This window comes from Photobacterium aphoticum, assembly GCF_001029435.1.
In the GTDB taxonomy this organism is placed as follows: Bacteria; Pseudomonadota; Gammaproteobacteria; order Enterobacterales; family Vibrionaceae; genus Photobacterium; species Photobacterium aphoticum.
Genome location: NZ_LDOV01000037.1, coordinates 44,358 through 67,251, shown reverse-complemented (window position 1 = coordinate 67,251; position 22,894 = coordinate 44,358). Strand labels below are relative to the sequence as shown.

Here is a 22,894-nt window from a genome sequence, read left to right as displayed (position 1 = left end):
CTGCAAGGTACTGATTTCTCTCCTAAGCTAACGTTGACACAGTAAACGGAGGTGATGAATGAAACGGCTGGTTTCACTGGTACTTGCAGGCTTACTCAGTGCCTGCTCAGGGTTATCGAATGACGCCAAACTGGCACAACAAAACCATTGGGAGCAATTAGGCTACCAGGACGGTATGAAGGGGCGCTTTGCGAGAAGTGATGCCGCCCTTGATGCGCTCCATCCTCTCACGGCAGATGAAAAGGCCAAATACCATCAGGGCTATCAATACGGCATTGAGCACTATTGCACGCCATACAAGACCTATGAACACGGTAAAGACGGGGTGGCCTATATCGGCCAATGTAAAAACACACCCCATGAAACGCTAGCATTACAAGGTTGGGAAGCCGGCTACCAATATTTCCTCACCCATTCTGACCAACTTTGGCCAAATGATGAGTAACGATGAATTTTACCCATGAAAAAACGGCCCTGAGCAGATGCTCAGGGCCGTTTCCCGTTCCGTAAAAATCCTGGGTTCCAAGCAGGATAGGCTGGGTGCCCCCAGCAGATGTCGACAGCGTGTTCCACTCCGCTCCCGTCATCTTTGCCACTCTCCTTCCTACAAAAAGGACAGTCGCTAAATGCGTATGATTTGTGTCTCTCAAATCTGTGTTTAATTTATCACAATATTTTAGTAACGCAAAAACTTTTTGAATGACCTACACTTTATTTGATTTTAATCATCAAAGTTGAATTTTGCCTAAAAGGACACCATTTACCCCTTTACAAACTCATACAATGTAAGATCTACGCATAAATCCCTGAAAAATAAATCGCACAATGCATTTTTATGTATCCACGTTCTGTCCATGTTTGTCACGCCCTTGGGGACAGCCTGTATCACACTCGCTCATGCGCCACCGCACTGCGTGATAATTGATCCAACCTCTCAAATTCCGATCAATCACCTCGGTAAAACATTCAACTATTTTTTAAAGATTACACAGGAAGCTATTCTGTCAGGCCGTGAGACATAATTCCCGTTACATAACGCTGTAAAACTGGGATAATGACGCCCTTTTCGAGGGCCGTACACGCTCCTCGATGTTATGAGTCACATTGATACCAGTAGGATCCCCCTATGCGCGCTTTTGTTTTACGAGCCCGTTCGGCCCCGACGAACAGCCAGCAACTTCTCGCTTCTGTCGGCCAAGAGGCCCACACGGAAATCCTGGCACACACCCTGATGAACACCATTTTCGTGGCCCAATCACACCGCGAAGATGTGGTGGTACACCTGGTGCTAGAAAGTACTCAGGACTACTCCCGCACCATCACATTCACGGCCAATGATTTGACCAATGTGGGCGGCTTCCATGAGCAAGCGCTGCTTGAAAAAGTGGTCCGTGCGCTGGATATGTCTGTCGGCATGGGTAAAGAGCAAACGCGCCAGGTTGAACCGGGCATTACCGTGCGCACGATCAGCTTTGAAAAGTTGGTGGTGGAATTGGCTGACGATTATCAAATCTACATGATGGATAAAAAAGGCGAGTCGATCCGTCGTCAGGAATTTGAAGGCAACTGCTGCTTCTTGCTGACCGATCACATCCCAATGCCAAAGAAAAGCATGAACAGCCTAAAACGCCTTGGGGCAATCAAAATCAGCCTAGGGCCTAAAATGTTGTTCGCATCCCAGTGTGTGGTACTGATCCACAACGAACTGGATCTGTGCGAGTAACGGCTTACTCTTCACGGCTGCGCCTCGTGGCCGTGTCTTTCCTCTCTCTTCTGCATTCTGCTCCTGCTTTCTTATTCTTCCGGCGCACCGTCCCTGCCCTTTGCATCCTACAGACACAGACAACAGTGCCCTCGTAACCCAAACAGCAACAAATCACAGGCATAAAAAAACCGCCAGCAAAGCCGGCGGTTTTTTGTATTCAGGAATCAGTACGACGCATTAAGCGTGTAGCAGCTCCATCGATTCTTTCGCGATAACCCACTCTTCATTCGTTGGGATCACCATCGCAACAGGTGAGTTTGGCTGTGTGATCACGCCACGGTTACCAAAGCGTGCAGCAGCGTTCGCCGCTTCATCTTCGCGGTAGCCGAAGATCTTCAGGTTTTCTAGGATCTTGCTACGGATTGGCTGAGAGTTCTCACCGATACCTGCTGTGAAGATGATTGCGTCTAGTTCATCTAGCGCCACCATGTAAGAACCGATGTATTTCGCTACACGGTAGCAGAACAGTTCAAACGCTAGCGTTGCGCCTTCGTGGCCGTTTTCCATCGCTTCGATGATGCCACGACAGTCACTGGTTAGGCCAGATACGCCCAACAGACCCGATTTCTTGTTCAGCTCGTCAAACACTTCTTGCTGTGACCAGCCTTTCTTCAGTAGGAATTCGATGATACTTGGGTCAAGGTCACCACAACGCGTACCCATCATCAGGCCTGCAAGTGGGGTGAAGCCCATGCTCGTATCGACACTCTTACCGTTCTTAATCGCACATACTGATGCGCCGTTACCCAGGTGAACAGAGATGAAGTTGCTCTCTTCTACTGGCTTGTTCACCATTTTCGCTGCTTCACGGCTCACGAAGTAATGGCTTGTACCGTGGAAACCGTAACGACGGATACCGTAGTCAGTGTACAGTTTCTGAGAGATAGCACCGGTGTATGCTTTTGCTGGCATGGTCTGGTGGAACGCTGTATCAAATACCGCGTACTGAGACAGTGTTGGGAATGCCTTCATCGCGGCACGCATACCGATAACGTGTGCAGGGTTGTGTAGCGGAGCAAGATCGCTCAACGCTTCAATTTCGCTCAGCACGTTTTCGTCAACTTTCACTGTCTTAGTGAATTTCTCACCGCCGTGAACCACACGGTGACCAATTGCCACGATGTCTTGCTTGATACCCTGCTCTTCTAGCAGAAGAACGATACGGTCAACCGCTTGCTGGTGGTGGTTGCCAGAATCATCCAATTTGTACTCATGTTTTTCACCGTCGATTTTCCAGCTCACTACCGCTTCAGGTAGGCCGAAACATTCGCCCAAACCGCTAAGGGTCGCTTCACCGCTAACGGTATCGATCAGTGCAAACTTCAGTGAAGAACTGCCAGAGTTGATTACAAGTACTAGAGAGTTGCTCATGGTTATCTCATCAGATTATTTGAGGACACACGGGACACCGGATGTCACGTAACACGTCTTAGGGGTTCATTGCGGAGGAAAATGTGTGGAGCAGCATTTTCTCAGCATTTTATCTTTTGATTACATTATTCAATTTTTTTTGAATAACTCAACTTTTGTTTCGAGTATTTTGAAAAAAATTGAAATTTCACTGGTTCAGATCAAGTTTAAGCCACCGAAAACGTTTTCCCTTGTTGATTTTTCCACCAATACGCCCTTTTCTTTGTAACGTTTTTGATATGTGTTCAACAAAACACACAAAATAGTGCATGTATGTCACCCAGGTACCGGAGCAAGACTTAACCCATTGATAATAGGTAAATAGTTATTCTATTTTACGGTTCTATACAGTATGGCACGCGATGCGCGTGCTCGCTGCCAGACACACCGTGTGGCAGCAAGAAGGGAAACAGGCAGGAAAAAGTGAAGCATCCATCCACAAACAGACAAAATGGCAGAGATATCACCGCCGTCAGAGGGTCGTCACGGGCAACTCATCCACCGTTAATGCTTCAAACCAACGGCTCAAAAACACCATCAAATGGCGAATGCGCGGATTCACATGCACATCACGGTGACAGATCAACCACCATTGTGCCGGCGGAATAGGGGTATCCGGGAACAACGGCACTAATTCGGGATGACGCCCTGCCACTTCTTTGTACATCGCGGCAATGCCCGCTCTGGCGCGAACCAACTCGAGTTGCATCATGTAACTGTCTGTGCGGAAGGGAAATTGCGATTTACTGACCGGCTCACCAATTTGCGCCGCCGTGCGCGAATAAATATCAGACTGATCAAAGCCAACGATTTGATAATCACGGCTGTGCATGTGCGCCAGCGACTTAGGCATGCCCCGCTCTGCCAAATAATCCTGATGGGCAAAAAAGCCCACCTCATGCTGGTACAAATAGCTCACCACCAGATCCGGCTGTGTGGGACGGTAACGGGAGATCAAAATATCAGCTTCCCGCTTATTCAAATTCACATTTTGGTTATTCACCAACACTTCCACTTCAATATGCGGAAAGGCATCATTAAACGCCTTCAGCGCCTGCGGCAAATAGAAAAAACCCGCCACTTCACTGGCTGCGAGACGCACATGCCCTTCATGCTGATCGTTACAGGCGTTCACCTTGCGCATGAAGCCTTCGACCCCACGGGCGGTCTGCTGGGCTGACTCCAGTAACCCTTCTCCCATGACAGTCAGTCGCAGCCCATTGCATGAACGATCAAACAGGTTAAATCCAACCCGATCTTCGAGGGCGGAAATTTGTCGGCTCACCGTCGGTTGCGACATTCCCAACCCCTGCGCAGCCGCCGACATACTGCCCGATTCCACCACGGCGAGAAAGATCCGAATGCTATCCCATTCCATGCTATGCATTATCAAATACCACTATGCCAATTTGTCTGTTTACTATACCGACAAAAAAACCTTAACTTCTGGGTAATGATTTGAATTGAATCGCAAGGTTGAGGGTAATTATGAAAAAAGCCTTAGTTTTGGGAATTGAGCATGAAATGGGCTCCTTGCTGTGTAAAAACTTGGCCAAATACAACTGGCAAGTCACGGCGACCCTTGATGACCCCTGTCAACCTATTGAGATCACGCCCAACCTCACCTTGGCAGAAATTTGTGCCGAGGATGTGGACTTTTTGGACGAACTCATTGCCGACTGCGATACCGTTTTCCTGCACCTGCCTGACCCGACTTTGGGTGGGCAGGTCATTTTTTCTTTAGAGACGATTACAACCCTTATCGCGAAACACCAACGCCACCTTGTGCTGACCACCAATTTCTACGATATCAAACCATCCCGTTTATCCAGCATGGCCTTTTGGCGTCAACCTCGCCCGATCCCGATCACCTTGCCTCGTAAGCTACAAAGGTTACTAGAGCAAACAGCAGCAGCCGGTGCCCACATCACAGTACGTTGCTGCGGCCACAGCTTGAGTTGTGCGCTGGAAGATGGCTACCTTGGTATGTTGATCAAAGAAACCCAAAACAAGCTGATCGTGCAATCACCCAGCCATTACACGCTCAACCACTACTGGACGTTCTTGCCTGACTTGGCAGAGAACATCGTCCACCAGCTCTCGACCCAAGGGGATGCATGCACCCATACACCGTTGGATGTGACGTACTATCCCGGCCATCAAGCCAGCATTAAAGATATTGCGCGCTGTCTGGCGCTGAGCAGTGGAAAACCCGTCACCGTCACCCATCTGCATTGGACCTTGATGGAATGCATTTCACTGTTCTCACCTTTGTTCAGAGGCTTTTTAGGCATGCGCCGACTGTGGCAACACGGCAGCACATTTCCGTCTCCCCGTATGAACCCAAGCCAATCGGCGTTATTCCACACGCCATTAGAGCTGGCCTTACAACAAAGCTGGCGACGGACGAAGTAAGATCTAACGCACGGAAAGAGAAAGAGAAAGAGAAAGAGAAAGAGAAAGAGAAAATAGCTTAGCTGTACCGCCAAAAATGCAACAGCCGTTGTCCACCTACAACGGCAGTCAACGGCTGTCAGCGGCAGTCATAAGACTCGCCGGTTCATGGATAACGCACAAGACAGGAAGCGGGACCGCCACACGAAAAATAGACGCTTACTCGACGTTTTGATTTTGGCTGTGTGTTTGGCTGGCCACAAAACGCTGATACAAACCATCAATGTCTTGGCTGCACATCAAATCCATGTTGGCTTGCAATTGCGCCATTGGCCAATCCCACCACTTCATTTTCAGCAATAATGCGATATGTTCGTCACTGAAACGCTTTTTGACCACTTGCCCCGGGTTACCGACAACCACACCGTACGGCGGCACATCTTTGGTCACCACAGCACGGGCGCCAATTACGGCCCCGTCGCCAATGGTCACGCCCGGCATGATCACACATTCAGTGCCAATCCAGACGTCATTGCCAATCACGGTGTCCCCCGCGCGCTCAAAGCCGGATTTCACTTTGTCACCAAATTTGCTGACATCGAACGGAAACGACGAAATCCAATCATGGCGGTGGCCCTGATTACCCGCCAGCATAAAAGTGGCACCGGAAGCGATAGAGCAGAATTTGCCAATGATCAGCTGATCGATGTCGCCAAAGATGCCGGATTCCCACACCGCACGGCTAGAATGATCCCCCAGCAGGTAACGAACACACTGATCCTCAAAATGTTTATCGTGATAATAGCCCGAGTAATAGGTGTGATCGCCCACCTGAATATTCGGATTGCGCACGTGATCCTTAACTTCATAGCCGCCCAGCCATGAAGGGAAAATGGATGATGACATAGCCACCCCTTATAATAATGACCGAATAGGCTCAATCGGGCACCGCATGCTACACTCGCGCAACTCAGAACTCCCACAACAGGTTGTCCCATGTCTCTACGTCCGCTGCATGCCGCTTACCTCGGTGAGCTGTACGGTATTGCCTTCTTTACTGCTTTTGCCCAAAAGTATAGTGATGATACGCACATCTATAAATGGCAACTTTTAATACAAGTCGAACAAATTACGGCAAAAAGGCTGAAAAGTTACTTCGATTCACTGGGAATCGCCTGCCCTGCGCAGGATCCTGCCATGGAAAACAAAGGGTGGCAGGATGCAGAAAAATGGCTGCCACTGGATTGGCCGGCCTTACTGGATACCTTGATCCCGTGGGTAGAGCCTTATGCGCGGCGTTACCGGGAAGATGCTGCTCAAGCCACCGAACACCATGAGATGTATGCATTGGTGCAGGCCCATGAAGATGCCATTTTTGAGTTTCTGCTGGCAGAGCGTAACACCACCGACAGTGGCATCCCGCTGCTGCAGGCCTTTATTGCCCGCTACGGCGACTGATCGGCAATGTGCCACGCGGCTATTCCTCACCTTATGATGCCCTTCATCACACCCGCTTTTCCCTCTGTGCAGCATGCAGGTTGATGAGGGCTGATCCGCAGAATTGGACCACCAGCGCGCCCATCCCACGATACAGATAACAAAACACAACGCTTCATATTGTCGAAATCTATTGCGTGTATTAACAATCAAACACAGGCACGCTTTAGGATCGGACACGATATGACACAAACACCGCATAAAATTCGTTGCGTCATTTTTGATTGTGACGGCACATTGGTGGACAGTGAGAAGCTGTGCAATCAGGCGTTGGTAAACATCTTTACCCGCCAAGGGGGCACGCTGACACTGGATACCTGCATGGCCCATTTTCAGGGCGGAAAAATTGCCGATATTCTGACCCAAACGCGCGAGTTGGCAGGCGTTCGCTTACCGCTGACCATTTTAGAGCCGATGTACCGTGAAGAATGTTACCGATTGTTTGAAGAGTCGCTCAAACCCATTGAGGGCGTTCCGGCACTGCTTGCGCATTTAACGGAAATGGGGATCGACATGTGTGTGGCTTCTAACGGCCCGGTACACAAGATGGAGCACACTCTGGGGCTGACCAACCTGCTGCCCTATTTCGAACATAAGCTGTTTAGCGGCTTTGAAGCCAGCAGCTGGAAGCCGGATCCGGATCTGCTGCATTTTACCGCGATGAACATGGGCTATCGCCTGCAAGATTGTGTGTTTGTGGATGACACCCGCAATGGTGTACTCGCAGGGCTCAATGCAGGGATCCCGACGTTTCATTATGCCGCGTCCCATGCCCAGCCATTACAACTGCCAGAGGTCACCACCCTCACCGCCATGCCACAGCTGCTCGACCACATTGAAAAAAAATAAAGGGGAAGCCATTGGCTTCCCCTCTCTTTTCTTATCATGAAATTTTTTGGCGCGTGTTTATCGATCTTCGTTATCCGCAAAAAACGTATTCCACGATGCCTGCCAGGTCTGATCCTGATACTCTTTGGTCGCGGACTTATGCTCTCCGGCACTTGCACTGTTGCTAGAACCGTTACCTGAAGCGCTTCCAGCACCTTGACCATGACGAGGCGCGGGTGACGAACCCTGTTGCCAGGTGAGATTATCCAGTTCGCTATCCAGCCTCTGTTCGGTCGTGTCCACTTTGGGCAACGCATCAATGGTGGCCGGATCATCAATCAACAACGCATCATCAATTTCAGATTCCACCACATCTTTTCCGGTTGCCAGTGCTTGCAACACTTCCCGGCTTGGGCGGTACCCTCGACGGCCATAAATCCGATCCAACAGCTGGATCACCGCGAGCGGCGGCGAGTCTTCCTGCTTGATCATTTTATAAATGGTATTGGCCACGTTCTGCACACCTAAAATGGCATCAATGCCAATCCGCTGTACCGCTTTGTCTCGTTCTACTTTAGCGGCTTGCTGACCATTCACGTATGCCATGGAATACCAGATATACGCCACCGCTGCATCATTGGCTGCTGTGCCCAAATGCATGCGCGCCGCCAACAGCTGCGCTTCCGTATTGTCTAACTCTGCCGCTCGCTCTAACCAATACAGGGTATGGGCTTTGTCTTTCTCAACGCCGATCCCCATTTGGTAACAATACGCGGTTTTCACACATGCTTTGGCATCGTTTTGCAACGCGGCACGCACACGCCACATGAAAGCCGCCTGCGGATCTTTGTGGCTGTTTTTCTCCGATAAAAACCAGTCGCCTAAAAACAGCTGAGCCGGTAACCAGCCTGCATCCGCCGCCGCTTCCACATTGCTGACACCGGTTTCCGTATCAATCTCGGTCCCCTGACCACGAATTTGATAACGGCCTAAATCATACAGTGCCGCCGGTTCACGTTGCTGTGCTTTGAGCACCTGCTCCCAGTAACGGGACTTCGCTTCCCCTTCCGGATCTTCCATGTCCATGCGGCACAAACGGGCCAATGCATTTTGTGCAATGGCGTTGTTTTGCTCTGCCGCTTTCAAATACCAATACAAAGCTTCGCGCAAATTACACAATTCAAATTCTTTGGCGAGTGACAGCTGGCTGGGAATGTGTCCCGTTTGCGCTTTAAACAGTTTTTCTTCACGCTCTGCCGCTTTCGCCCGCTCTAACACCCGCTTATATTTGTCTTCTTTGATCCGCTGCGCCTCACGGGCTTTTTGTTGTTTTTCCTGCGTATCAAAATAGCGAAACAACATCCAAGCCAGTAAGCCTCCTGCTACACCCAGGCCAACGAGTAGATTAGACATATACCCTCATTCGCTTCCACCATCTTGTTATTAACTAAAGGGTCAATAACCCGTTGCACTATCCTACCTAAAGCGACCTTATCGCGGTAAACCTAAACAGTGATGCGGTCAACGATTCCACATAAAAACACCAACACACCACTGAGGAATGCTAAATTTTTTTATAACGGTCAATAATAACACCACTTGTTAGCACCGTTCGACCCAAAATCCTATTTTAGGAGGCAAGGATGTTTCTCGACTATTTCGCATTAGGACTTTTATGCTTTGTGGCGGTGTTTTTGTTTTACGGCATCATCGCCATTCATGACATTCCTTATGAAATTGCCAAAACCCGCAATCACCCCCATCAGGATGCTATCCACTATGCCGGATGGGTCAGCCTGTTTACCTTGCACGCCATCTGGCCGTTCTTGTGGATTTGGGCCACGCTGTGGCGGGAGGATCGCGGTTGGGGCTTCACCAAAATCCAGAATGAGCAAAATGAACTGCACCATGAAATACTCCGGCTCACCGAACAAGTAGAATACCTAACCGAAAAAGTGGCGCAGCTGGAAGTGATGCAGGCCCACCAGCATAAGGGAGATCGCTAATGGACTTATTGCTGATCCTCACCTATGCGGCACTGTGTATTGCCATCTTCAAAATCTTCAACATTCCATTGAACAAATGGACCGTCCCCACCGCCGTTCTGGGCGGGGTGATCCTGGTCGGCACCCTGATCCTGCTGATGAACTACAACCACCCGTATACGACTCAAGGCGGCCAAGTCTTTGTCACCACCCCCATTGTGCCTGGAGTACGCGGTAAAGTGATTGAGGTCCCCGTTGAGCCCAACACATTAATCAAAAAAGGCGAGGTACTGTTTAAAATCGACCCGACCCCGTTTGAAGCCCAAGTCGCTTTGCAACAGGCCGCGCTGGCCGAAGCCCAACAAACGGTGTTAGGGCTGGAAGCCAGCTATAAAGCCGCCCAAGCCACCACCGCCAAAGCCATCGCCGAACGCAACCGGACCCGCGCCCAATTTGAGCGTTATGACAAAGGCTTTCGCCGTGGCGCATTTACGGCGGCCGATGTCGATAACCGTCGTCAGTTTTACCGCAGCGCCGAAGCCACCTTAGAGGCCGCACAGGCCGAAGAGCGCCGTGCCAAACTGGCGTACGAGTCCGAAATCATGGGGGAAAACACCACGGTCGCGAAAGTGCAGGCCGCTTTGGTGCAAGCCGAATTCAATCTTGCCGAAACCGTGGTCTATGCACCGACCGACGGCTATGTCACGCAGGTTCAGCTGCGCCCCGGCATGATGGCAGTGCCGATCCCCTTACGTCCGGTCATGACCTTCATCAATCAGGAAGAGAAATACTACATTGGTGCCTTTCGGCAAAATTCCCTGTTGCGTCTGGAACCCGGTTTTGAAGCCGATTTCATCTTCCGGGCGTTGCCGGGCAAAACCTTTAAAGGCAAAGTGATCGAAGTCCTACCGGCCATTGGTGAAAATCAGGTACAGGCGGCAGGCATGCTGTACGGCAGTGATCTGTTGCTCCGTCAGGGCCGGCCGCTGATCAAATTGAAAGTCACCGACGATTTATCCCCATACCATTTGCCGTTAGGGACCAGCGTGGAAATTGCCGTCTACTCAGACAGCTTTGAACATGTCTCGGTCATGCGTAAAGTGCTGATCCGCATGAAAAGCTGGCAAAACTACCTCTTCCTTGATCATTGATCCGAAAAAAGACGCGCGTGCTTTCATAACCTGAGCACGCGCCACTTTCCGACTCGCCCCTTCCCTCCCTATACTGATAACAGTATCAAAGGCTGACCATGCCGTCCTGTGTAAGGAGTTCTGATGTTATCCATATTTGATATTTTCAAGATTGGGGTCGGCCCTTCCAGCTCCCACACCAATGGCCCCATGCTGGCAGGCTATGATTTCAGCACCCGCCTGCGGCCCCACCTGTCGCAAGTCTGCCGGGTACAGGTCAATCTGTATGGCTCGCTCTCGCTGACCGGAAAAGGCCACCATACCGATCGGGCAACCTTGCTCGGGTTGATGCACCATCGTCCCGACACGATTGATATTGCACTCGCCAACCAACAACTGGCAACGTGCCTCACCCAACAACAATTACAACTGGCCGGTCAACACGCCATCCCCTTTGTGATGGACAACGATCTCTGCTTTCACTCCAGCCAGTTACCCCTGCATGAAAATGGCATGAGCATTCACGCGTTTAATGCCCAGCAACACTGTCTGCTCAGTGAAACCTACTATTCCATTGGCGGCGGGTTTATCGCGACCGCTGACGAGTTACAACACGGTAAAGCCGAACAAACAATCACCGTGCCGTACCCGTTTGGCTCTGCCCACGATCTTCTGACCCTGACGGAAAAACACGGCCTGAGCCTCGGCACGCTGATTTTGCACAATGAACGCGCTTTTCGGCCTGAGAGTGAGATTGAGGAGAAAGCCGCCCAGATCTGGCAGGTGATGCGCGAGGGGATGGATCGCGGCTTTCACACCGAAGGTATCTTAGAGGGCGGATTACATGTGGTACGGCGGGCGCCGGCATTATTGAAAAAATTGGAAGTGAACAAAGGCATTGAGAACGATCCCATGGCAGTGCTCGACTGGGTCAACCTGTTTGCCTTTGCGGTGAGTGAAGAAAATGCCGCCGGTGGCAAAGTGGTCACCTCGCCAACCAATGGCGCTGCCGGAGTGATCCCGGCGGTACTGATGTATCACAACCGCTTTATTGCCGAGCTATCCCTGGCCCAGCTCAAAGATTTTCTGGCTGTCTCTGCGGCCATTGGCATGCTCTATAAAATGAATGCGTCTATCTCGGGCGCGGAGGTCGGCTGTCAGGGGGAAATCGGCGTCTCATCGTCGATGGCAGCGGCCGGACTGACCGCCATCGCTGGCGGCAGTAACGAGCAAATCTGCATGGCGGCAGAAATTGCCATGGAGCACTCTTTGGGGATGACGTGCGATCCCATTGGCGGCCTTGTGCAAATCCCCTGTATCGAACGTAACGCCATGGGGGCGATGAAAGCCATCAATGCTTCACGCATGGCGCTAAAACGCAACAGCAAGTCGCGTATCTCGTTGGATAAGGTCATTGATACTATGTACCAGACCGGCAAAGACATGAACAAGAAATACCGGGAAACCTCATTGGGGGGACTGGCAATGATCCACCTCGCGCCACCGTGTGAATAGCCTCTGGCGAAACACTCCTCGATCACTGCGCCTCACGCTCTGGTGTTCAGGTGTTCGGGTGTGTTTGCCCCATAAAAAAACAGCCGCATCAGGCGGCTGTTTATCCATTGTTTTTTCTCAAAGACGGTTTACTTGAACGTCACTAAGTTACGCTGGTAGGTCTCAAACTGCGCTTCAACCGCATCCGATGCACCACCGGTCGCTTTACTCACGACGATGATAGACAAACCGGCTAAGAAGAAGCCCGGTACCAATTCATACAAATCGAAGATACCGCCGGTCAGCTGTTTCCAGATCACCACGGTCATCGCACCGACAATGATACCTGCCAACGCGCCGTTGCGGTTCATGCCTTTCCAGAACAAGCTCAACAGCAATGCCGGACCAAAGGCCGCACCAAAACCGGCCCATGCGTATGACACCAAGCCCAATACGGTGCTTTCTGGGTTCATCGCCAGCATCAGGGCAATGAAAGACAAAATGATCACCGCCGCACGGCCCACTTTTACGATTTCATCGGAACTTGCTTGCGGGCGGAATACTTGCTTGTAGAAGTCTTCAGCCAATGCCGATGATGACACCAACAACTGAGAATCTGCCGTACTCATGATCGCCGCCAGAATCGCCGCCAGCAGGATACCGGCAATCACAGGGTGGAACATGGAGTTCACCAGCAGCATGAAGATACGCTCGCTGTCTTCCAGACCGCCTACCAACTGGTTGTCCACGTACAGGATACCGGTCAGGCCGACCAGAATCGCCCCCGCCATTGACAAGGCTGTCCAACCCACCGCAATGCGACGGGCAGTACCGATATCCGCATTACTGCGGGTTGCTTTAAAACGCGCCAGAATGTGCGGCTGACCAAAGTACCCCAAGCCCCACGCCATCAGTGACACAATCGCCATCAGCGACATTGGCTCGCCCTTCACGTTATTGAACATGGTCAGCAACTCTGGGTTTTTCGCTTCCAGCGCCATCGCCAGATCGCCAAAACCGCCTTCCATCGCCGCAATCGGTACGATCATCAGCGCCGCTGACATCAGCAGGCCTTGCACCAAATCCGTCCAGGACACCGCCAGGAAACCACCAAACAGGGTATAAGACACCACACACAAGGTGCCGATCACCACCGCCACCGGGTAATCCAGACCAAACACGGTCTCAAACAATTTGCCGCCGGCAACCAAACCAGAACTGGTGTAGAAAAGGAAGAACAGCAAGATAAAGAATGCTGAAATGGTTTGGATCAGTTTGGATTTGTCGTCAAAGCGGCGTGCCAAAAACTCTGGCATGGTCAGTGCGTTATCCGTGGTGATACTGTACGTACGCAGACGCTTGGCACAGATCAGCCAGTTCAGCCAGGTACCCAATAGCAGGCCACCGGCCAGCCATAACGATTCCATACCGGCAGCATAGGCATAGCCCGGCAAGCCCAGCAGCAACCAGCCACTCATGTCTGAGGCACCTGCTGACAAAGCCGCAGGCCACGGCCCCAGTGTACGACCACCCAAAAAGTAGTCGGCCGAGCTGGCCGTGCGCTTATAGGCCAGGTATCCGATGGCTAACATGCCTATCAGATAGGTGATAAAGGTTGCCGTAATGGCAAAGTTACTTTCGATCATTGCAGGAGTTCCCTCACTCTGTGCCCCTGTACTTCGCAGGTAGCGTTGTGGTTATTGCTTCTAAATGTATAAGGGGGCGTCTCCGGGCGGTGGCACAAGCCAATATCCACACCGCCGTTCTGATCCCCCAAAGGTTAAAATTCATGGCGGAACGGGCCAAACGCCAATCCCGCCGCGTGCTAGTTTTCGATCGGTTCGCCGCTGCCCAGCTCAAGCAAGGTGGCATTGCCGCCAACGGCCGTGATGTTGATTGTCCGTGTACGCTCGGTGACAAACCGCAGCAGATACGTCGGACTCCCCACGACCGGTAAGGCGTGCACATCCGTTTCACCAATCACGGCGGCTAAGGCGCCTTCACGCGCTGCCACTTGACGGGCAAGACGCTGTAAAGCAGCCATGTTGCCGGCATACGCCACCCCAGCGATGGCGGGGTGTGCCAACAAGGTGTCGATCATCGACTCAGGTACAGCGCTGATCGCATTGCACCCGCTGTGCGTCAGGGCACTTTCGACCGTTTGTGCCTGCACCTCGCTTTCCTCGGGCAAACACAACACCACAGTATTGCCCGTCACTAACGCCGCCGTTAGCTGGCCAAGAATGGCCTCTGCGGGCGTCTCCGCTGCGGCAGTGACCACAAACAGGCCACGCCCAGCACAATAAAGCTCATTGGTTTCACCGGTCGGCCCGGGCATCACATGCACCGCAGCGACCTGATGGGCCGTTTGCTGACATTGGTATTCCACCATGGCTCGCCAAGCGACTGGCAAGCTTTCCGCCCAGCGACGTAACACCGCACAACGCGCCTCATAACCCAGTGCATTCCAACTTTCCCAAACCGCCAAGTGGGTGTTTACGACAGTATCAATCGTCATGGTCACATCTCCTTTCCCTGGTTGTCTGGGCATTGGTTAAGCTCTTGATGAAGATCTTGATTAGCGTCTTGCGCAGAGGCTGAATATGCCTGTGTCTTAGTCTGCGCCTCACTTTGTCTCTGAGCCTGTGAGCGGTCACACGCTTGCGTAAAACGCAGCAAATAATGCGGGCCACCGGCTTTGGGGCCCGTCCCAGAGAGGCCTTGCCCGCCAAACGGCTGTACGCCGACCACCGCGCCGACTTGGTCGCGGTTGATGTAACAGTTCCCGACCCGTGCCCGTCGCTCAATATGGCGATACGTGCCTTCGTTGCGACTGTGTACCCCTAACGTCAAACCAAATCCGGTCTGGTTGATCTGGGCAATCACGCTATCTAACTCATCAGCCGCATAACGCACAATGTGCAAGATGGGGCCAAAATGTTCTTGCGTTAACTGAGTGATGCTGGCGATCTCAAACGCCGTCGGCGCGACAAAATCACCGTGTTCACAGGCCGCAGCCAACGGCGCCTGCACCACCTGGGTGGCCTGATTTTTCAAAGCCTGTATGTGCGTCTGCAACTTGTCACGGGCCACCTTATCAATGACCGGGCCCACATCGGTCTGGTGCAAACGGGGATCCCCCACCTGCAACTCCGCCATGGCCCCCTTAATCAAGCCAATCACCCGCTCGGCAATATCCTGCTGCACATACAGCACCCGCAGCGCGGAACACCGCTGACCGGCAGAGGCAAACGCCGAACGCACCACATCGCGTACCACTTGCTCCGGCAAGGCCGTACTATCGACAATCATGGCATTCTGCCCACCGGTTTCAGCAATCACGGGCACCGGCGCACAATCACGAGCCATCAATGTCCGGTTGATCCGCAACGCAGTCTCAGTCGACCCGGTAAACGCCACACCGGCGATCCGGACATCCTGGGTGATTGCGGCGCCTACTGTCTGCCCCGTACCGGGCAATAACTGGATCACACCAGCCGGGAAACCCGCCTCTAGCATGAGCGTCACGGCCCGATGTGCAATGAGCGAGGTTTGCTCGGCCGGTTTCGCAATCACCGTGTTACCCGCGACTAATGCTGCGGACACTTGCCCCAGAAAAATCGCCAACGGGAAGTTCCACGGGCTGATACAGGCAAAGACCCCCCGTCCTTGCTGATACACCGTTCGTACCGTGCCGTCATAGCCCGTCACGGTTTGCGGGGCTGCAAACTGTTGGCTCGCTTGCTGGGCATAAAAGCGACAAAAATCGACCGCTTCCCGAATTTCATCAATGCCGTCATGCAGCGTTTTACCCGCTTCACGATGGCATAGCGCCACCAACTCACCGGTATGCGCTTCCAGCAAATCCGCCAAGCGCACTAAACACGCCGCCCGCTCTGCAACAGGCCTGTTGGCCCATGCCGGAAACGCGGCTTGTGCCACCGTGATCGCGGCATCGACCTGCTGTGCGGACGCAAACGCCACATGGCCCACACTCTCGCGCCGATCATAAGGGGCCGTCACCGTCATGCCGCTGTCACTGTCTAATTGAGTCACGCCGTTGATCACCGGACCGGCCTGCCATTGCTGCATCAAAAACCGCTGCACCTCGGCATGGAACGGCGTCCATTCAGAGGCAATATCGATATTGATCCCCGCTGAGTTTTGCCGCTGTTCGCCAAAAATGGCGGGTGGCAACGGGATCAACGCATTGTGTAACGTGACCCGGCGTTGCAGCACCTCTACCGGATGCTGGATCAAACTGTCCACCGGGCATTGCGCGTCCACCAAACGGTGTACGAACGAGCTGTTCGCGCCGTTTTCTAATAAGCGCCGCACCAAATACGGCAATAAATCTTTGTGGCTCCCCACCGGTGCATAGATGCGGACTGAGGTACCGTGCATCGCCATCACATGGTGATACAGCGCATCTCCCATGCCATGCAAACGCTGAAATTCAAACTGATCCTGCCGGTTGCTGGTGGCCGCCATAGCGATGATCGCCGACACCGTATGAGCGTTATGGCTGGCAAACTGCGGATAAATCAGTCCTCGCAAATGCGGAGACAACAAAAATCGCGCACAGGCTAAGTAGGAGGTATCGGTCCCTTCTTTGCGGGTAAATACCGGATAATTGGCATAACCACTTTGCTGTGACAGTTTCAGCTCACTGTCCCAGTACGCGCCTTTCACTAACCGCAGTGGGATCACATCGCCTTGCTCCCGCGCCAATGCGGCTAACCAGGTCAAAACCGGCAACGCGCGTTTGGAATAGGCTTGCACCACCAACCCAAACCGCCCCCACCCTTTGATGGCCTCAGCGGTGTAGAGCTTTTCAAACAGCGCCAATGAGAGCTCGAGCCGATCCGCTTCTTCGGCATCAATCGTAATGCCGACATTCAGCTCGCGCGCGCGGATCAATAGCGATAAAACGGTGTGATACAGTTCATCCAGCACACGGTCGGTATTGGCCACTTCATAGCGGGGATGTAAGGCTGACAGCTTGATCGATACCGTCGGATCTGGCGCATGACGCGCGGCGTCTGCTGTCGGGTGATACCGATCGCGGCCCACGGCCTCAATCGCCATCACGTAATCTTGGTAATATTTATCGGCATCCTGCGCCGTCAGCGCCGCCTCGCCTAACATGTCAAACGAGTAGGTGAAGCCTTGCTCACGTTTGGGCTGGCCGTTTTTCATCGCTTCGCTGATCGTGCGGCCCAACACAAACTGATGCCCCATGATTTTCATGGCCTGGTGCATCGCCTGACGGATCACCGGTTCAGACATCTTGCTCACCAAACGATTGATCACATGGCTGGGCGTGCCGTCTTCTTTGGCATCCAGTGCAACCACTTTGCCCGTTAACATCAGTCCCCAGGTCGATGCGTTCACAAACAAGGATTCAGAATGCTTCAGGTGTGATTTCCAATCCGCCACACTGAGCTTGTCGCGAATCAGCGCATCGGCTGTCGCGGCATCAGGAATACGCATTAACGCCTCCGCCAGACACATCAGCAGGATCCCTTCTTTGGTATCCAAACTGTATTCCAGCAACAGCGCATCAATCATTTGCACAGCGTGCTGATCCGCGCGCACCCGTTCGATCAAAGATCGAGCCTGCTCGGCGGTTTCAACACGTTCTCGCTCTGACGGTGTCGCCAGCGGGATCAACTGTGCCAACCACTGAGATTCATCCACTTGATATTGGGCTGAAATCCATGGCCAAAGCGCCTCGCGTGGGCGGGTAATAAACGCAGGGTGTAGCACTTCTTCCGCAGTAAACATAACGCGTCCCTCAATAGTGAACCTGCATCAGAAACCAGCATAAGCATTTGCCTGGCATCCATACTCAGGATAGATGTTGCAACAGTGTTACCATTGAAAGGATTTTATTTTACTATTACTCCGCCCGTATTGCGTTATTCTCCGATACTTTTTAGAAAAAGTCCGTCTTTTAACAAAAATAGACCGAGATTTTTCTAAAAAAAGCGCGCAGCATGTCACTCCCCGGCCTCAATTGCACATTTTATCAACAACAATGCGTCTGCATTCGCAAATGCATTCACAAAATACGTAACGATGATCAAGGAAGCGAAGCGGTAAGGCGGTCGGTACAACAACCGTTTTACGGGGCTATTTGCGTCAAAAAGGCAATCGTTGAAGCAAGTAAAGAGGCAAATTGCCAACAACATCTACAAGTTGACAACATTTCGATGGGAGCAAGGAGCGAACCACATTACACGATGATGCAATCACCGTTCGCAAGTGAAAAGCCAATACGCGGTAAGAAAGAATAGAGAGAGTATGTGTGAGAAAGAGAGGGCCAATTAACCGGTCACGGAATGGGGATCGTTATGCGCTCCCTGCCCTCGAGGAAGCATGCACGAGAAATGATGCTAAGCGTTTGCTTTACGATAGCGTGCCGGCGGTTTGCCATAAAGGCGAGTAAAGGCTTGGGTAAAACTGCTTTGACTCGCAAATCCGCTACTTTGCGCCACCTGCGCCACACTCAGTGGCGAAGTTTCAATTAAATCACGGGCAAATTCCAAACGCTTTTTCAAGACATACTGGTGCGGTGTCACACCCGTTTGCGCTTTAAACAGCAAGTGGAATTGGCTTTCCCCCAGAAACACCAGACCAGCGAGCTGGGTCACCGATATTTTGCGGGTGACATGCTGCAAAATATAGTGATCAATGATGTCCATATTCAACCGATGATTCGGCTTATGATCATTGAGCGGCTTAAAATGGCGATGCAGCACACACATCAAGGTATCCGTGCAGGCCTTACTCAGGAGTAAATCGTCAGGATGGGCCATCATTTCTGCGGTCAGCATTTGAATCAGATTTTGTGCTTGCCGGTCGAGATGAAAGTAGCTGGATTGTTCAAACAAACGGGCCACACTGTCATCGGCATAAGCCGGCTGCAATTGCTCGGTGGGCACATTAAGCACCAAAATTTCATTATTACCGATCCCCGAAAACGCATGCTCGGAATCTGCCGTCACCAAGCAGCCTTGCCCTGGACACACCAAATTCCCCGCCCCTTCAATGTCAAACTCCGTCTGCCCGGATAGACCAATCACAATCTGGTTATACCCGTGGTTGTGGTGATCCATCTTCTCAGGAAGCTGAACAATTTCGGAGGGTTTAAAGGAAAGCGAGTTCAACGGCTCTTTCATGCGTGACAACTGCAGAGATCTAGGGGGTGAATACACGCATCATACCACAACTCCCGCCCTTGCGTAGCACTGGAACAATGATCAAGATGGGATAATTTACGGCCAATGTCAGTTCAATCTGATTTTGGCCACTTCCCCTTCACCATCGCGGCGCGCTCACCTGCTTTTTTTTGTCTCTGTCGGTCTGAGTCTGGATAAAGAAAACCACCACCAAAGATAAAAAAGCTTTAAATATCATAGTGATAATTAAAGCCATCACATTACTGTACACCTTGCAAACAGACAATGCCTTTCCTTAAAGCCCCCCATGCATGATCATGCTTCCGTATAAAACACGGATCGAGATCAAGATCGTACATGATCATCGTTCCAATCACCCATTGCGTCCGCCATGATCACACCCACTTGATCATCGTTCCTGTGCCATATCAAATTTGTCTACCGTAAACATCCCCACATCAGCCTCGCTTTATGCTTTTGATAGGCATAACGAGTCCAGTAGACCACCATGATTCAAATCACAACACCTCATTGCTTTCCCCGCTCGAAGACATCGTTAGCGGATGTATTATTTCAAGCATTATCATGCAGGTGCTAAGGTGGCGCGTACTGTGCGTCAAAAAATAGATTTTATAAACGTTAAAGTTCGCGTCGGAAATTAACATTAAATCCACTTAAAAAGGAACTGATATCATATTTGTCAGTTATGTAAACTTTTTGATAGTCCGTTTATATCCACACGCCCTTCAATTAATTAAAAATAAAAATAAATAGCGTGTGCAATACTATTTTTTTCCCGCTCAACGGCTATTCATCTGTAAAAATTCACCGCCTTAATGACAATTTTGAATGCACATGCATGCATAACTAGACAGGTAATACGATGGCGCTTTTTTATACCGCGCCACCCACACCAGAATCGATAAGCAAAATAGTAGAAATTTTATTCATCTACGCCATATTTTAAGAATACCAATGCATATACGGTGGGCGCATTTTTTGCCACCACAGTAAAACATTCCACGAAATCGTTTGCTTGCAAGTGTCGCCTCGCTTTCTCCAAGCAATTATTAGTCACACACAACACAGCAACACCCACATTTCCAGCACTCTGTCAATAGGTGATTTCCCCCCTTACTCCCTTTGTTTGCCTACGATATATTCCGTTTTGTGAACAGTGAGTAGAATTTTCCACTCATTGTTTACGGTATCCAACATTGGGTACCGACCAATCAGGTGTGTCGCATATATACCCTCATATGCAATTTTATTCATCTGATTAGTCACCTCTTCTACACGTCGTACAGGATTATGCTCTTAGGAGCGAAACTCTTGTCTTTGCCGGTCTTAATGACCGGCTTTTTTTTCGCTTTTATTTCCTAATGCCCAAAAAGCCGTCACCCAGATATTGTAACCTCGTCATATTCATTTAAACTGCGTCTTGTTTTTAATCGTTGTGCGTTCAGGCAATTTCCACGTGAAAAATAGCGTCGATCCTTCTTTATTACATATATTTAATCAGCTACCTGGTTGTTGGGGATGTAAAGATAAAAATTCCATCTTCGTGTATGCCAACGAGGAATACGGCGAAATGATTGGGGTCGATCATCATTTAGATTGTATCGGACGCAGTGATTTTGATATGCCCAGCCCCACCATTGAGTGTGCGACAGAATTTCAGGCACAAGACCAATTGGTGATCACGACCGGTCAACGCATTCGCGTATTAGATATCCACCCTTATGCTGATGGCCGCTGGCGCGCCCATTTGTTTACCAAAACACCGTGGAAAAATGAACACGATACCATTGTCGGTACCATCTTTTCCGGCCTTGAGCTGAAGGATACCGCCATCTTGGAAGTGGGCCACTGGATTTGTCGTGCCGCAGGCATGGATCCCAAAGAGCAAGCGTCATTCAATGTGGTACAGCCACAGGGACGTATTCTGCTCAATACGCGAGAATCCGAGGTCCTTTTTTTGCTGCTGTATGGCAAAAAACCTCAGTACATGGCCAAAGTGCTTGGGCTGTCGGTGAAAACGGTGGAGAACTACGTACTGCGACTGCGTGAAAAATTCAATGCCAACTCAAAAAGTGAGTTGATTGATCTCGCCCTTGAACAAGGGTTTGGCTCCCATATTCCCGAGAGCATGCTCAAACGTCAGCTATCCGTGATTTTGAAAGAATAAAAAAGAGCAGTCAGACTGCTCTTTTTTTTGCCGCATTTAACGTCCCTATTTATTAAGGGGTTAATTATTAAGGGGCTAAGCGCTCAATGTCCCAAGTCGACGGTGTATCCGCTTGGCGGGTAAATAAGAAGCGATCATGCAAACGGTGTGCACCACCTTGCCAAAATTCCATCGAAGAAACTGTGACACGGTAACCTCCCCAAAAAGTCGGTACCGGCACTTCCCCTTTTGCGTACTTTTGCTTCAGCTCCATGAATTTACTTTCCAGGGCTTGGCGTGCACTTAAGCGGGAACTCTGGCGACTTGCCCACGCGGCGAGCTGGCTTTCTTTCGGACGGGAAGAAAAATAGGTTAAGACGTCTCGCGCTGACAACTTTTGCGCCGTTCCGGTGATATGCACCTGACGTTCAAGAGGATGCCAAGGAAAATGCAAACTGATCTTTGCGTTATCCGCCAACTGCATCGCCTTACGGCTGCCCAAGTTGGTGTAAAAGACAAAACCTTTTTCATCAAAATGCTTGAGTAACACGATCCGTTGGAATGGTTGGCCATCTGCATCCACCGTCGCAACCGTCATTGCTGTCGGATCGGTCAGCTGTGCCTCAATGGCTTGCTTCAACCACTGATCAAAAAGGATTTCAGGTTGTGCCGGTAAATCATGTCGTCGAAGACCACCTTTGGTGTAATCACGTCGAATATCAGACAATTCCATTGTTCACTCCATTAATCATAACGTCCACACTATAGCGACTCCTTTTTCCCCTCGCCAGCGTGAATGCTTCGATCAGCCAGATTTCCCCATCTAATGGTATTCACAACAGCAACACCGGTACCCGTTTATTTTGTGTGACAAATATTACACCTTGTCTGACCGGCTTAAACATAGCGGAAGAATAAAGAAAAGATGGAGGACGTCAGGCGAAAGTCAAAAAAAGTCAAATTGATACACAATTCACACCATTCCCTCGGACAGGGACAGGGTGGATCAAGGCTCAGATCGCAAAACCGCACTCATAAAC

The 22,894-nt window shown here is 51.0% G+C and carries 17 protein-coding genes and 1 pseudogene; 9 read left to right on the top strand and 9 right to left on the bottom strand.

The features are described from left to right. The first annotated feature begins 58 nt into the window (after positions 1–58). Positions 59–445, top strand: a complete 387-nt coding sequence (locus tag ABT58_RS18860) for a DUF2799 domain-containing protein (RefSeq protein WP_053063139.1) — start codon at positions 59–61, stop codon at positions 443–445. A gap of 681 nt (positions 446–1,126) precedes the next feature. After that, positions 1,127–1,723 (top strand): tRNA (pseudouridine(54)-N(1))-methyltransferase TrmY, encoded by a 597-nt coding sequence (trmY, locus tag ABT58_RS18855; RefSeq protein WP_047875998.1) that lies wholly within the window; start codon positions 1,127–1,129, stop codon positions 1,721–1,723. A 219-nt stretch (positions 1,724–1,942) separates the two neighbouring features. Here the strand turns inward: trmY and ABT58_RS18850 are convergent, their stop codons facing one another. Next, entirely contained in the window at positions 1,943–3,136 is a 1,194-nt protein-coding gene (locus tag ABT58_RS18850; protein ID WP_047875997.1) for an acetate/propionate family kinase, read from the bottom strand. 511 nt (positions 3,137–3,647) lie between these two features. Next, the gene (locus ABT58_RS18840) at positions 3,648–4,562 is read right to left on the bottom strand and encodes a LysR family transcriptional regulator (protein ID WP_047875995.1); all 915 of its coding nucleotides are present in this window, start codon (positions 4,560–4,562) and stop codon (positions 3,648–3,650) included. Positions 4,563–4,663: 101 nt separating this feature from the next. On the opposite strand from ABT58_RS18840, the gene ABT58_RS18835 reads away from it, so the two are divergent. After that, complete coding sequence (locus tag ABT58_RS18835; RefSeq protein ID WP_047875994.1) at positions 4,664–5,590, top strand: Rossmann-fold NAD(P)-binding domain-containing protein; 927 nt, start codon at positions 4,664–4,666, stop codon at positions 5,588–5,590. Positions 5,591–5,788: 198 nt separating this feature from the next. Here ABT58_RS18835 and ABT58_RS18830 read toward each other — a convergent pair whose 3' ends face one another. Then, positions 5,789–6,475 (bottom strand): CatB-related O-acetyltransferase, encoded by a 687-nt coding sequence (locus ABT58_RS18830; RefSeq protein WP_047875993.1) that lies wholly within the window; start codon positions 6,473–6,475, stop codon positions 5,789–5,791. Positions 6,476–6,565: 90 nt separating this feature from the next. On the opposite strand from ABT58_RS18830, the gene ABT58_RS18825 reads away from it, so the two are divergent. Continuing rightward, positions 6,566–7,027, top strand: coding sequence for a hypothetical protein (locus ABT58_RS18825; protein WP_047875992.1), 462 nt, complete (start codon positions 6,566–6,568; stop codon positions 7,025–7,027). 222 nt (positions 7,028–7,249) lie between these two features. After that, positions 7,250–7,915, top strand: a complete 666-nt coding sequence (yieH, locus tag ABT58_RS18820; RefSeq protein WP_047875991.1) for a 6-phosphogluconate phosphatase — start codon at positions 7,250–7,252, stop codon at positions 7,913–7,915. 57 nt (positions 7,916–7,972) lie between these two features. On the opposite strand, the gene ABT58_RS18815 is transcribed toward yieH, so the two are convergent. Further along, on the bottom strand, positions 7,973–9,307 hold the full coding sequence (locus ABT58_RS18815; RefSeq protein WP_047875990.1) for a tetratricopeptide repeat protein: 1,335 nt from the start codon (positions 9,305–9,307) through the stop codon (positions 7,973–7,975). 230 nt (positions 9,308–9,537) lie between these two features. Here ABT58_RS18815 and ABT58_RS18810 point away from each other — a divergent pair, with 230 nt between their 5' ends. From ABT58_RS18810 to ABT58_RS18800, 3 genes are all read left to right on the top strand, one after another. Next, a complete protein-coding gene (locus ABT58_RS18810) occupies positions 9,538–9,900 on the top strand; it encodes a DUF3302 domain-containing protein (protein ID WP_047875989.1) in 363 nt (120 codons plus the stop codon). Beyond that, positions 9,900–11,030 carry an HlyD family secretion protein gene (locus ABT58_RS18805; RefSeq protein WP_047875988.1) on the top strand — a complete coding sequence of 377 codons (1,131 nt, stop codon included), beginning with the start codon at positions 9,900–9,902 and terminating at the stop codon, positions 11,028–11,030. Before ABT58_RS18810 ends, ABT58_RS18805 begins: the two co-directional genes overlap by 1 nt. A gap of 123 nt (positions 11,031–11,153) precedes the next feature. Next, complete coding sequence (locus tag ABT58_RS18800; RefSeq protein ID WP_047875987.1) at positions 11,154–12,524, top strand: L-serine ammonia-lyase; 1,371 nt, start codon at positions 11,154–11,156, stop codon at positions 12,522–12,524. 128 nt (positions 12,525–12,652) lie between these two features. Here ABT58_RS18800 and putP read toward each other — a convergent pair whose 3' ends face one another. The 4 genes and pseudogenes from putP to ABT58_RS18780 all read right to left on the bottom strand — a co-directional run bounded on the left by putP (position 12,653) and on the right by ABT58_RS18780 (position 19,687). Further along, entirely contained in the window at positions 12,653–14,149 is a 1,497-nt protein-coding gene (gene putP, locus ABT58_RS18795) for a sodium/proline symporter PutP (protein WP_047875986.1), read from the bottom strand. Between the two features lie 179 nt (positions 14,150–14,328). Then, entirely contained in the window at positions 14,329–15,021 is a 693-nt protein-coding gene (locus tag ABT58_RS18790; RefSeq protein WP_229821679.1) for a proline dehydrogenase, read from the bottom strand. A gap of 143 nt (positions 15,022–15,164) precedes the next feature. Continuing rightward, a pseudogene (putA, locus tag ABT58_RS18785) lies at positions 15,165–18,290 on the bottom strand (bifunctional proline dehydrogenase/L-glutamate gamma-semialdehyde dehydrogenase PutA); the annotation flags it as partial. A 611-nt stretch (positions 18,291–18,901) separates the two neighbouring features. Next, on the bottom strand, positions 18,902–19,687 hold the full coding sequence (locus tag ABT58_RS18780) for an AraC family transcriptional regulator (protein WP_047875984.1): 786 nt from the start codon (positions 19,685–19,687) through the stop codon (positions 18,902–18,904). A gap of 1,477 nt (positions 19,688–21,164) precedes the next feature. Between ABT58_RS18780 and ABT58_RS18775 the strand changes: the two genes are divergently transcribed. Then, entirely contained in the window at positions 21,165–21,875 is a 711-nt protein-coding gene (locus tag ABT58_RS18775; RefSeq protein ID WP_047875983.1) for a helix-turn-helix transcriptional regulator, read from the top strand. Between the two features lie 67 nt (positions 21,876–21,942). On the opposite strand, the gene pdxH is transcribed toward ABT58_RS18775, so the two are convergent. Beyond that, positions 21,943–22,587: a pyridoxamine 5'-phosphate oxidase gene (gene pdxH, locus ABT58_RS18770; RefSeq protein WP_047875982.1), complete on the bottom strand. Its 645-nt coding sequence runs from the start codon at positions 22,585–22,587 to the stop codon at positions 21,943–21,945. Positions 22,588–22,894 lie beyond the last annotated feature (307 nt).

Bases quoted from the DNA above. Each gene is read 5' to 3' on its own strand.
- ABT58_RS18835 (WP_047875994.1), top strand. From the start codon at position 4,664: ATGAAAAAAGCCTTAGTTTTGGGAATTGAGCATGAAATGGGCTCCTTG.
- ABT58_RS18810 (WP_047875989.1), top strand. From the start codon at position 9,538: ATGTTTCTCGACTATTTCGCATTAGGACTTTTATGCTTTGTGGCGGTG.
- ABT58_RS18850 (WP_047875997.1), bottom strand. From the start codon at position 3,136: ATGAGCAACTCTCTAGTACTTGTAATCAACTCTGGCAGTTCTTCACTG.
- ABT58_RS18800 (WP_047875987.1), top strand. From the start codon at position 11,154: ATGTTATCCATATTTGATATTTTCAAGATTGGGGTCGGCCCTTCCAGC.
- ABT58_RS18805 (WP_047875988.1), top strand. From the start codon at position 9,900: ATGGACTTATTGCTGATCCTCACCTATGCGGCACTGTGTATTGCCATC.
- ABT58_RS18815 (WP_047875990.1), bottom strand. From the start codon at position 9,307: ATGTCTAATCTACTCGTTGGCCTGGGTGTAGCAGGAGGCTTACTGGCT.
- ABT58_RS18830 (WP_047875993.1), bottom strand. From the start codon at position 6,475: ATGTCATCATCCATTTTCCCTTCATGGCTGGGCGGCTATGAAGTTAAG.
- ABT58_RS18860 (WP_053063139.1), top strand. From the start codon at position 59: ATGAAACGGCTGGTTTCACTGGTACTTGCAGGCTTACTCAGTGCCTGC.
- yieH (WP_047875991.1), top strand. From the start codon at position 7,250: ATGACACAAACACCGCATAAAATTCGTTGCGTCATTTTTGATTGTGAC.
- ABT58_RS18780 (WP_047875984.1), bottom strand. From the start codon at position 19,687: ATGAAAGAGCCGTTGAACTCGCTTTCCTTTAAACCCTCCGAAATTGTT.
- trmY (WP_047875998.1), top strand. From the start codon at position 1,127: ATGCGCGCTTTTGTTTTACGAGCCCGTTCGGCCCCGACGAACAGCCAG.
- ABT58_RS18790 (WP_229821679.1), bottom strand. From the start codon at position 15,021: ATGACGATTGATACTGTCGTAAACACCCACTTGGCGGTTTGGGAAAGT.
- ABT58_RS18840 (WP_047875995.1), bottom strand. From the start codon at position 4,562: ATGCATAGCATGGAATGGGATAGCATTCGGATCTTTCTCGCCGTGGTG.
- putP (WP_047875986.1), bottom strand. From the start codon at position 14,149: ATGATCGAAAGTAACTTTGCCATTACGGCAACCTTTATCACCTATCTG.
- ABT58_RS18825 (WP_047875992.1), top strand. From the start codon at position 6,566: ATGTCTCTACGTCCGCTGCATGCCGCTTACCTCGGTGAGCTGTACGGT.
- pdxH (WP_047875982.1), bottom strand. From the start codon at position 22,587: ATGGAATTGTCTGATATTCGACGTGATTACACCAAAGGTGGTCTTCGA.